General features: G+C 48.0%; 10 protein-coding genes. 7 read left to right on the top strand and 3 right to left on the bottom strand.

Going from position 1 to position 13,681, the window contains the following annotated elements; all coding sequences use genetic code 11:
• The first annotated feature begins 257 nt into the window (after positions 1–257).
• Together LCM00_RS07055 and LCM00_RS07060 are read left to right on the top strand one after the other, a co-directional pair.
• Entirely contained in the window at positions 258–1,646 is a 1,389-nt protein-coding gene (locus LCM00_RS07055) for an L-cystine transporter (RefSeq protein WP_224899433.1), read from the top strand.
• 209 nt (positions 1,647–1,855) lie between these two features.
• Positions 1,856–2,596, top strand: a complete 741-nt coding sequence (locus tag LCM00_RS07060; RefSeq protein ID WP_224900576.1) for a class I SAM-dependent methyltransferase — start codon at positions 1,856–1,858, stop codon at positions 2,594–2,596.
• 29 nt (positions 2,597–2,625) lie between these two features.
• Here LCM00_RS07060 and LCM00_RS07065 read toward each other — a convergent pair whose 3' ends face one another.
• Positions 2,626–3,207 carry a YitT family protein gene (locus LCM00_RS07065; RefSeq protein ID WP_224899435.1) on the bottom strand — a complete coding sequence of 194 codons (582 nt, stop codon included), beginning with the start codon at positions 3,205–3,207 and terminating at the stop codon, positions 2,626–2,628.
• Between the two features lie 341 nt (positions 3,208–3,548).
• On the opposite strand from LCM00_RS07065, the gene LCM00_RS07070 reads away from it, so the two are divergent.
• Positions 3,549–4,304 (top strand): SurA N-terminal domain-containing protein, encoded by a 756-nt coding sequence (locus LCM00_RS07070; protein WP_224899437.1) that lies wholly within the window; start codon positions 3,549–3,551, stop codon positions 4,302–4,304.
• 203 nt (positions 4,305–4,507) lie between these two features.
• On the opposite strand, the gene LCM00_RS07075 is transcribed toward LCM00_RS07070, so the two are convergent.
• Positions 4,508–5,809 carry an NCS2 family permease gene (locus LCM00_RS07075; RefSeq protein WP_224899438.1) on the bottom strand — a complete coding sequence of 434 codons (1,302 nt, stop codon included), beginning with the start codon at positions 5,807–5,809 and terminating at the stop codon, positions 4,508–4,510.
• Positions 5,810–6,046: 237 nt separating this feature from the next.
• On the opposite strand from LCM00_RS07075, the gene LCM00_RS07080 reads away from it, so the two are divergent.
• Positions 6,047–7,690 (top strand): M20/M25/M40 family metallo-hydrolase, encoded by a 1,644-nt coding sequence (locus tag LCM00_RS07080; RefSeq protein WP_224899439.1) that lies wholly within the window; start codon positions 6,047–6,049, stop codon positions 7,688–7,690.
• 30 nt (positions 7,691–7,720) lie between these two features.
• Here LCM00_RS07080 and LCM00_RS07085 read toward each other — a convergent pair whose 3' ends face one another.
• Positions 7,721–9,601: a beta/alpha barrel domain-containing protein gene (locus LCM00_RS07085; protein ID WP_224899440.1), complete on the bottom strand. Its 1,881-nt coding sequence runs from the start codon at positions 9,599–9,601 to the stop codon at positions 7,721–7,723.
• Between the two features lie 183 nt (positions 9,602–9,784).
• Between LCM00_RS07085 and LCM00_RS07090 the strand changes: the two genes are divergently transcribed.
• From LCM00_RS07090 to LCM00_RS07100, 3 genes are read left to right on the top strand one after another with little or no spacing between them, the layout of a single operon-like run.
• A complete protein-coding gene (locus LCM00_RS07090) occupies positions 9,785–10,492 on the top strand; it encodes a response regulator transcription factor (RefSeq protein WP_224899441.1) in 708 nt (235 codons plus the stop codon).
• The gene (locus LCM00_RS07095; RefSeq protein ID WP_224899442.1) at positions 10,489–11,862 is read left to right on the top strand and encodes a sensor histidine kinase; all 1,374 of its coding nucleotides are present in this window, start codon (positions 10,489–10,491) and stop codon (positions 11,860–11,862) included. Before LCM00_RS07090 ends, LCM00_RS07095 begins: the two co-directional genes overlap by 4 nt.
• Positions 11,863–11,901: 39 nt before the next feature.
• Positions 11,902–13,602 (top strand): IseA DL-endopeptidase inhibitor family protein, encoded by a 1,701-nt coding sequence (locus LCM00_RS07100; protein WP_224899443.1) that lies wholly within the window; start codon positions 11,902–11,904, stop codon positions 13,600–13,602.
• Positions 13,603–13,681 lie beyond the last annotated feature (79 nt).

The following is a 13,681-nucleotide window of genomic DNA, read 5'->3' on the forward strand; positions in this document are numbered from 1 at the left end:
ACAAGCACCCCAGCTGCAGGATCTGCCTGCAGATTGAGGGTGCTTTTTTGCTGCCGCAGACTTCACTATCCTTTAGAAAATCCCTGAATATAGCAATCTTAACAAACATTCAGTACGAATATATCTGTTCAAAAGCTCATATATAAGAAGTGCTTTTAATATATTTTCAAGGAAGGAGGATCTCCACACAATTCCGATTTGACAGATGGGAATATATGAAATAAGGTGTACTTATAGAAAATATTAGGAGGGATAACATGTCTGCGGTATATATTATAGTGAATATTGCCATTATGCTTTTATTGATTTATGGACTGTATGTAATGCAGAAAAAACATATATCGTTCTCCAAGCGTGTTTTCACTGCACTTGGAGCGGGGATTGTATTCGGCTTTGCCCTGCAATTCATTTATGGATCCGGTTCGGAAGTAATTGCCGAGTCGGCTGACTGGTTCAACCTAGCCGGGGGAGGGTATGTCAGATTCCTCCAGATGATTGTCATGCCGCTCGTTTTTATTTCGATCCTGGCTGCTTTTACGAAGCTGAAGCTGACCAATAATATTGGGAAAATCAGCACGCTGATCCTTGGGATCCTGGTTGGGACCACGGCGATTGCAGCTGCGGTCGGCATCACTGCCGCCCTTGGCTTTGATCTGGAGGCAGTCCAGATTACACAGGGAGAAGCGGAATCTGCAAGGGCTGAACAGCTTGAGCAGCGATACGGGGAAATCCAGGACCGCACTTTCCCGCAGCAAATACTTGATCTTCTGCCTGCCAATCCATTTCTGGATTTCACAGGTGCGCGGCCTACATCCACCATATCTGTTGTCATATTTGCCGCCTTCCTGGGGATTGCCTATCTTGGCGTAAAACGGAAAACACCTGAGCACGCGGAGCTTTTTGCGAGAATAGTAGATTCTTTTTACAGTATTATCATGAGGGTCGTTACATTGATTCTCCGCCTTACGCCATACGGGGTTCTGGCCATCATGGCAAAAACCGCGGCTACCAGCGATCTTGATGCCATCCTGAATCTTGGCAAATTTGTCGTTGCTTCCTATGCAGCGCTCATCGTCATGTTCCTGATTCACCTGCTGCTGCTGGTGTTGGCAGGCCTGAATCCTGTCACTTATATGAAAAAAGCCTTCCCGGTCCTGGCCTTTGCCTTCACATCCAGGACGAGTGCAGGAGCACTGCCGCTGAATATTAAAACACAGCGGTCACTCGGGGTATCTGAAGGGATTGCCAACTTCTCAGGTTCATTCGGCCTTACTATCGGCCAAAACGGATGTGCCGGGATCTATCCGGCTATGCTGGCAGTCATGATTGCACCTACAGTAGGAATCGATCCGCTTTCACCGTCATTCCTGCTGTCTGTCATCGCCATCGTCGCTATCAGTTCTTTTGGCGTGGCAGGTGTAGGCGGCGGTGCTACCTTTGCAGCACTGCTTGTCCTTTCAGCACTCAACCTGCCGGTAGGGCTTGCCGGCCTGCTCATCTCCATTGAGCCTCTTATTGACATGGGGCGGACAGCGGTCAATGTATCCGGAAGCATGACATCCGGCATCCTCACAAGCCGTGTGACTGGAGACATTGATACTGCTGCTTACAATGATGCCACTAATAAAATTGAAGCAGAAGCTTAATTGGAAAGGCCGGGGACTCCCTCCGGCTTTTTCTTTGTATAGGAATTTTTAAATTGTAAATCTTGTGGATAAATATCAATTCTTGATCAACGTCCGGCAGCTGCGCCGTGGTCACAAGCCAAACGCTTTTGTTCGTATGGATGAAATGAGTAGCAGAAGGCCGCATGTTCAGCTACAATCAAGGAAAAAAGGGAGTTAGGACTGTGGAAATGGATAACTTTGAAGAATATGAAGATCCTGTTTTATATGATATTGAGAACAGCTGGACAGGGGAGCTGGATCTGCTGCTGGAACTTCTGGAAGGAAGAAGGGGGCCGGTCATCGACCTGGCATGCGGTACTGGGAGGCTCGCCATTCCGCTGGCTGAAAAGGGTTTTGAAGTGACAGGTGTCGATATACATAAAGGCATGCTGGGCAGGGCGGCTGAAAAAGCCAAAGGGCTTCCCATCAAATGGATTTGCGGGGATATCAGAACGATGGACCTGAAACTGAGGTCTGAGCTGATTTATATGTCCGGCAATTCCTTTCAGCATTTTTTGGCCAATCAAGACCAGAGTAGGCTGATGGAAGCCGTTGTAAAACATCTGGACGAGAGCGGGCTGTTTATCTTCGATACCCGGTTTCCTTCTGCAGAAGAATTGCTCCAGCCCGAACAAGAGGAATATTGGAAAACCTTCACTGGAAAAAGCGGGGAGGAAATAAAGGTCTCTACGATTAGCAAATACGATGGAATTTCACAGATCCAGCATTACCAGACTATCCGAAGGAGCAATCTGGAAGAGACAGTGAAGAATATTTTTTTAAGATACACATATCCGCAGGAAATGGAACGGCTGCTTGAACGCTGCCGCCTTGAGATAGTCCATGTCTATGGAGGCTGGGACAAAAGGGCGCTGACTGCCCGGTCTGAATCTTTGGTATATGTATGCAGAATTGATGGAGGAGCCTGATACAGGCTCCTTCAGCATGTTTGCAGTGGTTATGCCCCTGCTGCTGAATGCCGGCCCCGGTTCATCAGGATCGTCAGGGTTGCCACACTGATGATGGTCAGGAACGAATAGAAAAAGTGCGTCCACCCGACTGCTTTGATTCCGGATGAAATAATCAGTGCATCCATCATAAAGATGACCAGTCCCACATTGACAGAAAGTGCCCTGGAGAGAAGCTGTGCAAGCAGATCAGAGCCGCAAGTGCTCGTGTCATACCGGAGCATGAGGCCGATTCCGCAGCCGACCAGTATTCCTCCGATAACAGCGCTTGGCAGTATCCCCAGAGGCAAGGTTCCTTTCATAGGTTCAAAGAGGTCGATAAAAATGGAGGAAACGAGCAGGCCGGTCAAACTGTAAAAAAAATACTTGCGGTCATAAAACCAGGCTGCTGTATAAACAGGGATGCTGAGGCATACCAAAGACAGGCCCGGGGGCAAATCATAATAATAGTGGAGAATCAGGCCGAGCCCGATAAAACCGCCATCCAGCAGATGATGCGGAATGATGAAGCCATTGATGCCAATCCCCATAAGAAAGCTTCCCATTAAAATAGCCGTCATTTTCTGTATCATTTCTCACATCACCTTATCTTGTCCTATAAAGAAAAGTATGTGCGAAACGAACATTTAGAACGGCTGACTTAAGGGATAAAGTTTGAAAGCTGAAACTGGAAGGCTTCTGTTCAATTCTGCTCCTGCGGCTGCAGACAAGGCAGGGAATATCAGTTGAAGAGGGAGGAAAATAACGGGAAAATACAGCCGGTACTGCTATATCTGCCAGGCGCTGCCGCCTGTGTTCCAAAAGTTGGTAACTGGTGATTGGTATCTTTTCGCGGAAATATCAGCTATAATGCCCACTATATAAGAAAATTATAGAAATAGCCCTTCATCAGGAGGGCGAAAGGGGACGGATCATGAAGAAGATTGTATGGACGATGCTGGCAGTCTTGACCGCTGCCGTTTTAACTGCCTGCGGCGGGAACGAGGAAAATGCTAAACCAGAAGATAAAAATACAGGAAAACAGGAAGAAAAGAGCCAGGAGGCCAGCATGAAGGAAATGCAGGAAAAACTGGACAAGCAGAAAGTCGATGAAAAAGAGACAGTCGCTGTTGTCAACGATGATAAAATACTGGGAAAAGATTTTAACGGCATGCTCCAGAATGCTCAAATGAGCTACCAGATGAGCGGACAGGATCCAACTACCAAGGAAGCCTCAGAACAAATCAAGCAGCAGACAATAGACAGCCTGGTCGGACAAAGCTTAATCATGCAGGAAGCTGCTGAAAAAGGCTACAAGGCTTCAGAAGAAGAGGTGCAGGGCCAGCTGGATGAAATAAAGAAACAATACGAAGGCGATGACAAGAAATTTGCCGCTGCCTTAAAGGACGCGGGCCTGACTGAAGAAGAGCTGAAAGGGCAGATCAGTGATTCTATCGTATCAAATAAGTATATCGATAAAGAAATTAAAGCCGATGCCGCTACAGAAGAAGAAGTAAAAGCATATTATGAACAAGTGAAAGCATCAACACCTGAAGGACAGTCAATCCCGGAATACGAAGAAGTAAAAACAAAAATCCAGGAACAGCTCAACGACCAAAAGAAACAGGAAGTACTAGTCAAACAGGTTGAAAATCTGAAAAAAGATGCCAAGGTTGAAGTATTGATTTAAAGGAAAGAGCAGCTGCATATGGCAGCTGCTCTTTTTGTTTGTTACTTTCTTTAAATGGGTAAGCGCCCTCCGCATTTCGATTGTCCAGCTGCGGCTCCTAGGTGCTCGAGTCATAAGCCAATCAGGCCAGAAGGTTAAAGGACAACCTTCCGTCCTGCTCGTCTTATGCTTGTCGCACCTGAACAGTCGCCTCCGCATTTCTTTTAATGCGGTAAAAACGCCAGCTGATAAAAGAACAATACGGCAAACAGGTAAACAAGCGGATGGACGTCGCGCCATTTTCCTTTAACGATCTTCATCAGCGGGTAGGAGATGAAGCCAAGAGCGATGCCTGTTGCGATGCTTGATGTCAGCGGCATGCTCAGGATGATCAGGAATGCAGGGAATGCTTCGTCCAGCTCATTCCATTTAATAGCTGAAATGCTTCCCATCATCAGGCTGCCGACAATGATCAGTGCCGGTGCAGTGATGGCCGAAAGTCCGGATACTGCGCTTACGAGCGGGCCGAAAAAGGCTGCAAGGATAAACAGGCCTGCTACGGTCAGGGAGGTCAGCCCGGTCCGGCCGCCTGCGGCTACTCCTGAAGAAGATTCGATATATGCTGAGGTCGGGCTTGTCCCGAACATCGCACCGATTGTGGTAGCGATGCTGTCAGAAAGAAGCGCCTCCCTAGCCCGCGGCATAGTATTGCCTTTCATGAGCCCGGCCTGCTGGGCCACGCCGATCATTGTTCCTGTCGTGTCAAAAATCGTAACAAGCAGGAAAGAGAAGACGACTGCATACAGACTGTGCTGGAAAACCTCAGCAAATGCTGACAGCGGATTGGCAATGATCAGGCCATCAGGAAGTGACGGCAGTGAAACAAATCCTTGCTCAAAGCTGAGCTGGCCGGTGAAAAAGGCGATGAGTCCGGTGGCAATCATTCCGAAAAACATTGCGCCGTTAACATTCAATACCATAAGGACGAGTGTGACGGCCAGGCCGATAAGCGCAAGCACGGCAGATGGCTGATGAAGGTCTCCAAGTGCAACCAGATTGGTCGGATGGCTCGTAATGATGCCTGTCAGGCGCAGGCCGATGAAGGCAATGAACAGGCCGATCCCTGCCGTGATGCCATGCTTCAGGTTTTCAGGAATTGCTTCAATCAGCTTCTTGCGAAAAGGTGTCAGTGACAGGATGATAAAGATGATCCCGGCAACGAAAACGGCTGCAAAAGCCGTCATATAATCAATATTTCCATGAGTGCCCACTACTGAATAGGCGAAATACGCATTCAAGCCCATTCCAGGGGCAATGGCTATCGGATAATTGGCGAACAGGGCCATCCACAATGTCCCGGCAACAGCAGCTATGATGGTCGCTGTGAATACTTGATCAAAAGGGACGCCTGCATCTGAAAGGATGACAGGATTGACGACTACAATATAAACCATCGTCAAAAAAGTTGTGATGCCTGCTAAAACCTCTGTTTTTACATTGGTTTGATAATCTTTAAGTTTAAACATAAAAAACCTCCGGAAATACGAACATTTAAAAAGCACAAATAATATATTATTCGTTTTTATGATGAAATTCAAGTGCTAATCATTATTATTCTGTAAAAAGCCTGAATGCATTCGGTTTCACAAAAATCTTCGGCTGAAAGCTGTGCCGGAAAAAATTTTAAATAATATGAAAATGGGTTGATTATTGCATTCTCCAGACTTTACACTTATTTCAATTACTGAATGGGGGAATTTTGCATGTATGCAGAATTGCAGGGACTGACGGTCTTTGAACAGGCGGAAAAGCTGACAGCAGAGCTGATCAAGCGCGATAGCTATACCAATACAGACGGCGAAAGAAAGAAGGCGGAGTTTATAAAGGGGGTCATCGGCACTTTTCCGTATTTTAAAGCCCGTCCGGATTTTTGCTGGGAGCAGGAGATTGAAGGAGACCCATTTTCCAGAAAAAATGTATTTGCCTTTATTAAAGGAAAAGGGAAGCAGACAATTCTTTATCATGCCCATTTTGATACGGTAGGTATTGAAGACTATGGCACTTTAAAGCCATATGCACATGATCCGGACGGGCTGCAGGCTTTCTTTGCGCAATATGAGGCAGATGGGGAGCTTTGGAATGATGCGAGATCTGGTGATTGGCTATTTGGCCGCGGAGCGCTTGATATGCAAAGCGGGATTGCTGTCCACCTGGCAAATCTCCTTTATTTTTCAGAGCATCCCGGCGAGCTTGACGGAAACCTGCTTGTCCTTTTCAATGCGGATGAAGAAGGCCAGCACACCGGCATTCGGTCTGCATTAGCGGAATTGCTCCGGCTAAAAGCAGAGCACGGGCTTCAGTATCGGGCCAGCATCAATAATGACTTCATTTCCCCTTTGTTCGACGGGGACAGCAGAAAATACATCTATGCAGGAACCGCCGGCAAGCTGCTGCCGTGTTTTTATATTGCAGGCAGGGAAGCGCATGCAGGCGAAAGCCTTGCAGGACTAGATCCGACAATTGTAGCATCAGAGCTCAATCTAAGGATCAGCCAGAATTTCAATCTTGCGGAAAAAGTGGAAGATGAATTGATTCTGCCGCCGAGCTGCTTATATATGAAAGATGACAAAAAAAGCTATGATGTGCAGACAGCCGTAAGCTGCAAGCTGTATTTTAATTATTTTATCTATAATAAATCGCCTGTTGAGCTGATGAAGGAATTGAAGATGATTGCCATGGAAGCATGCGCAGAGGCTGAGAGGAGGCTGTCGGAAAGCTATGAGCTTTATCGGCGCACCAATAGCCTGCCAGGGGGCGGCCTTGACTGGGGAATGGAGGTCATCACCTTTTCGGAGATGATTCATTATCTTGATGGACTTGGACTCGATCCTGTGAAAGCTGTCAGGGACAGCATCAAAGAAGCGGGAGAGTATGAAGCTGATGAGCGGATGCTGGCATTCGCAGCTGTCGAGGCACTTCACCGGCTAGATCCCGAGAAAAAGCCGAGAACCATCCTGTTCTATGCACCTCCATTCCTTCCTGCCAATCACATTAAGGGAGGAAGCATCTTGAGCTGCCTTGAAGAAGTGCTGAAAGAAGAAGCAGCGCTGACGGGTGAGGAATTTAAGCTGAGAAAATATTTCCCGTACTTGTCTGATGCCAGCTTTTTGTCATACAGCGGGACAGATAATGAAATTGGCTTGCTAAAACAGAATTTCCCGGCGATGGACGAGCTTTTTCCCGTCCCGCTAAAGGAAATGAAAACATTGGATATTCCTTCCCTGAATATCGGAGTCTATGGGAAGGGCGGCCATAAATGGACAGAAAGGGTCTACAAGCCATATACCTTTGGAATTCTTCCAAACCTGATCAGAAAGCTGACTGTCAGGCTGCTTCAAAGCAGCTGATCATAAGTCCCGTTCTTTTAAAAGGCTGCCTCAGTCAGCAGCCTGATCCAAGAAAAATCTGCGTGTGAGCACAAGCCCTGCTATATAAAGCCCAAAAGCAAAATAGGCAGGGAAAAGATGATAAAAGGTGGTATAGCCGATATAAAAGTGGGTGAGAATGCCTGCCGCAAAGGCAGGAATCCCGCCGATGAGGAGCATCCTCCACACCCACTTCTCACCTTGCCGGAAGCCCCATAAGGCGGTCATCAGCACCAGCAGGCCAACACTGAACAAAGCACTGCCAAAGCCGGCCCGGTCATGGGCGATCAGCGGGATGAGCCTTTCATTGAGATTGTTCATCTGTTCAGGGGTCATGCAGATATAGCCGATATCCGTCTGGACAAAAACACCGGTTGCACCAATGGCTGAAATGGAAATCCCGCCAACAACAAAAGAAAAACCAAGAATGACAAAACACAGCTGCCCCCAGAGGCTTTTCCGCCAGGCGGCTGTGTTTTTTCTATTGATGGAACAAGGCCTTTGATTGGCTCCCTTCAAGTTCCGGAGCCCCAATAAAAAGAACGGTAGCAGAATGAGCCAAAAAAGTCCGTGAAGCCAATCGAAATAGCCATACCCGATAAACAGCAAGATTCCGAGGAAACCAGTCACAGCGCCTGTATTGATGGCCTTCCGTGCCCAGTGGAGCCCGTGCCTGGCACCATGGCGGGCAAGCTCCATATAGAGAATCCCGCCCGAAATCATGGTTCCAGCGAGTGTCATCCGGTCGTGCAGCATAAATTTTAAGAGCAGCGGGTTCATCAGCAGAAGCTCTTCCCGGCTGATGCCAAGGAAATGTTCATCATATGGAAGAATGACTGATGTCATGCTGAAAAAAAGGGCGATCAGCCCGCCGATCAGGATGAAAAGGCCAAACAGCCAATACAGCCTCCAGCCTTCAAATTCTCCCCTTCCTGCATCGGCTTCGAGGTCTGCGGCTGCTTCATTGATCCTCTTCGGAAGCCCGGGCCCTGAGGAAACATATCCTCCCGACAGCATAATCAAGTCTGCCCCTGCTGTAAATAATGAGATGGCATCCTCAGGCTCAAGGACTCCCCCGGAAACAATCGCAGGAAAGCCAGCCGGGCAGTCTTCCTTTATAGCCGATAAACAATCCTTGAAGGCTTCTGGAGCGCTTAAGGGAAACGTCTGCCGGCCTCTTGAAAAAGAAGCCTCTTCATCTAATACAATCCCCTGAATCAGCCCTTCTTCTGCCAAAGCGGCAATCAGGCTCTGCTGCTTCCGGAAGGCAGTGGGGGAAGTGCCCAGGAGGACGGGTTTGCCTTTAAGAATACCGGAAATCTTTCTGTAGTATTCCTGCTTAAACCTGGATCCATCTTCAATAATCACAGCTGAAGCATATGGTCTAAGGTATGCAGCCAGCTCTGTGATTTCCGCTGCTGCCAAATTTCCGCAGGCAGCATATGAATCTATTCTGATAAACAGCGGCAGATGGGAGTCCTGCATCTTTTCAAGCTTGGCGATCGTCCTGTCCACTCCGATTGACTCCAGCGGGACAGGGTAGGAAACCGATCCATCTTGATGCTTGAGAGCGGACCCGTTAGAAAGCTGCACTTCCATAGAAACAGGGCCGACCTCCAGGAATCCAAAGCCGAGTCTTGAAAAAGCCTTAGTTCCAGAGAGAAGGGGATCGATTTTCCCGCTTAACCCGACAGGCGACTGCAAGCGGAAACCAAGGAATGTCTTTTGGAGAGCTGCCGCCGGGGACATATGGCCAAGGAATTCAATGATGTGTCTGCCGCCGGGAAACGATGCAATTCCGTTCATCCCTTTATGGATAAATTCCCGGCCCGCTCTGCCCGGCAGCCTTCCCAGAATCGGTTTGAATATTGGATGATACGACCAGTCAGGCATCATCAGCACCTCCCCTGATTATTTTCTAACCCAAGTGTACTGGAAAACTGCCAATCTAACCATAAGGCGTCAAGAAGGAATCTGGCATTTTTTTCTGAAAAGCTAAATGAAAATATTTTCCAAAAGGGAAACCCGTTGTAAAATAAAATCATGAATCCAATTTGAATGTGCGAGGTCGCTAGAATGATAGAAGGAAAAATCTTGGTTGTCGAGGATGAATTGCCGATCCGGAAGCTTATTTCATTTAATCTTGAAAGATCCAACTTCGAGGTGCTTGAAGCAGGGGATGGGAAAACGGCTTTGCAGCTTGCGGAGGATAAAGGCCCTTCGCTCGTGGTGCTGGATGTGATGCTGCCTGATATGGATGGTTTTGAAATATGTGCTAGTCTCAGGGAGCGGCATCCGGATCTTCCCATCATTATCTTGTCTGCAAGAGGACAGGATATGGACAAAATCATGGGTCTTGAAATCGGGGCGGATGACTATATTGTCAAGCCCTTCAACCCGCTTGAACTTGCCGCGAGGATCCGCTCTGTTCTGAGGCGGACATCAAGGAGTTCTTCCCCGGGCCGGCCTGCAGCCTTAGAGCTCGGCCCTTACCTGCTTGAAGTCAAAACCCGGCGCCTGTATAAATCGGGGAGGCTTGTGAAATTGACGGCAAGGGAATTCCAGCTGATGAAGTTTTTCCTGCAAAAGCGGAACGAGCCGGTCACAAGGGATGAGCTGCTAGATGAAGTGTGGGGATTGAATTATTTCGGTGATCCGAAAACAGTGGATGTCCATATCAGGAGGCTGCGGGAAAAAATTGAAGATGAGCCATCGAGCCCTTTGTTCCTGAAAACAGTTTGGGGGTATGGATACTGCTTTCAGGAAAGCGGGCAAAAGTCATGAAGAATGGAATCAAAAAACGGCTTGCAGGAAGCTATCTTGTGATGATCATCATTACAGTGGCCCTTTTCGAGGCAGTCATCCTGTCCGCCCTGCGGCTTTATTATATGGGCGGAGTCAAGCAGGCGCTCAGGGATCAGGGAAGCATGTTCTCCGTCTATTATGAGCAATACTTCCAAACAAGGCCGCTTAAGGACAGTGCAGATCAGCTTCTGCAGCAATATAACTTCCTCCTTGATGCAAAGGTGCAGATCGTTGGCAGGGATGGAGCTCTGCTTTCAGGGAACAGCCTGTCGGAAGGCGTGAGTCTGAAGGGTTTTCAGGATATAGAATCGGCCCTTTCCGGTACGACAGGCTATTGGACGGGGACAGTAGCTGGTGAAAAGCTTCTCTCTGTCGCCAGGCCGATCCTCGTTTCTGGAGAGCCGGTCGGTGCCATCAGGCTGACAACCTCACTCGAACAGCTCAATGATGTCTTCCTGCAAAATGCATCTGCGCTGATCCTGATTGGAGCCGCCGTCATTCTGATTGCCGGGATTATAAGCTATTTCCTGGCGAATACAATCGTCAAGCCTGTAAGCCGTATCACAGAGGCTGCAGAAATAATGGCATCCGGAAAGTTTTCAGCCAGGATCAGGAAAGAGCGCGATGATGAAATTGGCCTGCTTGCCGATACATTGAATTATATGGCGGAGGAGGTCGAAAAGCATGAGAAGCTGAAGAATGAGTTTATCGCTTCTGTTTCCCATGAGCTGAGGACTCCGTTGACCTCTGTCAAAGGATGGGCCCTTACACTCCGAAGCATGACGGATGAAAAAGTGTTCACCGAAGGGCTTGACATCATTACAGACGAAAGTGAAAGGCTCAGCCATCTCCTCGGCGAACTGCTAGATCTTTCAAGCCTTTCATCAGGGAAGGCTGGCTTTGCCTTTGAGCGTATCCTGCTGCAGAAATTGGTCCATCAGACGGTCAATCAGCTTAGACCGCGGGCGAACCGGCAGAATATCCGTTTATCCAGTGAAATAACGGAAGAACCACTTTTTTTAAACGCAGACAGAGATCGGCTGAAGCAGATGCTGCTGAATGTCCTGGACAACAGCCTGAAGTTCACACCTGCCGAAGGCGCCATATCAGTCGCCCTGAAGCGGAAGGAAAAGGAAGCCGTCATCATCATCAGTGATACAGGGGCAGGGATTGATGCCGATGAGCTGGAAGCAGTGAAGAAAAAGTTTTATAAAGGAAAAATGCATGGAGCAGGAACCGGCCTCGGACTTGCAATCTGCCAGGAAATCATTGCAGCCCATCAAGGGCATTTTGAGCTGGCCAGTGAAAAAGGAAAGGGAACCGCCGCGTATATCAGGCTGCCTTTATAACGATGGAAGAATGTTGTTTCTTCCCGAGTGGAGGGGAAAATGAAAGAACTCAAACATATAGCAATACTGCTGGGCTGTTTGCTGCTTGGAGGCTGCACATTCCTTCCTGAGCCGGTCAGCCTTATACAGGCGCCAAGGCCCCCGGCAGGAAAGATTGAGGAAAAAGAGAACTTGGAGCCTGTCGCGAAGCGGTTCCTGCCTGCAGATGCGATCCTGGCGGTTCCTGACAGGCCGGTTGGAGGAGACAGCATACTGGAAGCGGATTTTGATGGAGATGGGTCACTGGAAGCGGCAGCTTTCTACAAGCTTAAAGGAGAGCCCGGAAAACCAGGGGCTCTTGTCCTTAAAAAATCCGGAAAGGAATGGACTTTGCTGGAGGATATAAAAGGGATTGGATTTGATGTTGGCTGGGGTGCGGCCGCAGACATGACAGGGGATGGAGCGGATGAACTTTTGCTGGGCTGGAGCATCGGCGCTTCAGCAGGAAGCACCCTCAATATTTTTTCGTTTGCTGAAGGCTCCCTGAAAAAGATTGGCCAGGAAAACTATCACGAACTGGTACTGGTCCGCCCTGAAGAAGGATCTTTCTATTCATTGGCCATCTGGGCACGCGATTTCGCTGACGTGTACCGGGTTGATATGCTGTCATGGGACGGCAGCCGCTTTGTATCCGATGAAAAGCTGTATCCAGCATATTTCCCTAAAGTCTCTCAGTATTATAAAGCAAGGACAGCAGAAGTCCCGGATGCAGCGATGTACTGGTATTTCCTGGCTGAAGCACAGGTAAAGGAAGGGAAGCCCGAGGAAGCGATCACCTCAATTGAAAAGGGCATGAGCCTTAATATGATCATGCCGGATTATGGGAAGTTTTCAGAGCTGAAAGATGAAATATCAGCCATGCTCGAAGACAGGAAAGGCCTGGATGCAGCTTTATATATTCCCGAACCTGACCTGACCTTGGCTATCCCGATTGAATTGTATCCTTATTTGGCTGTGGAGGGATCTCCCGGAACAAGCAATGAATACAGATTCTCTGCAAGCATCAAGCCGGAGGGGGAGGAAAGAGGGGAGCTGTTTGATATTGTGATTTATCCTAAAGATGCGGGAGAACCCCTTAATGATAAAGATTTGCTGAAGCTTTTTGAGGATGACCGTTTTAACTATATGGTCAAAAAAGGGTGGAAGAACCCCTATCCCCCAGACAGTCCTGCATTTGATCTTTACAGCTTGGCAGTAACTAAAAAGGATGAAATAATCTCCAGCCTGAAGAGGGGTTCTCCTGTACAGAAGCTCGAAAACCTGGAGGAAGAAATGCTGGGTGCCAAAATCAATGAAGCGGCACAAAAGCGCTGGTATGTTCAGAGCGGCGGGAATATAGAAGAAATGGAAACTCTTACGATCAATGAATCGGACTATCGCTTTATGGGAACGGATCTTGATACAGAATCAAAGCTGATTCAGTATTTTTCATCTTCTTTTACAAACGAAGCCATTTCAGCTTATGTCACTCATTCAGGCATCAGGGCCCATAATGGAAGGCTTGTGCAGCCTAATGCAGATGGAGGGTCCATCATGGGCTATAAGCATGTGCAAATTCTTCAGATGAAGGATGCCGGTGAAGTGAAGGAGTTTGATTTAAAGGCGCCGCTTGGTGATACACTTTTATACGAAACTTTTCATATTGAATTTGAAAAAACAAAGGCCGGCTGGAAAATTTCCTCCATGCCGGGAAGCTTTTAATACCTGAACCATCCCCTGCGGCCTGATTCTGCAGGGGATGGTCATTTTTGTTATGATGCTCATTATTTTTCATGATCCT

Origin of the sequence: Bacillus infantis (assembly GCF_020171945.1) — a bacterium.
GTDB classification, from domain to species: Bacteria; Bacillota; Bacilli; order Bacillales; family Cytobacillaceae; genus Bacillus_AB; species Bacillus_AB infantis_A.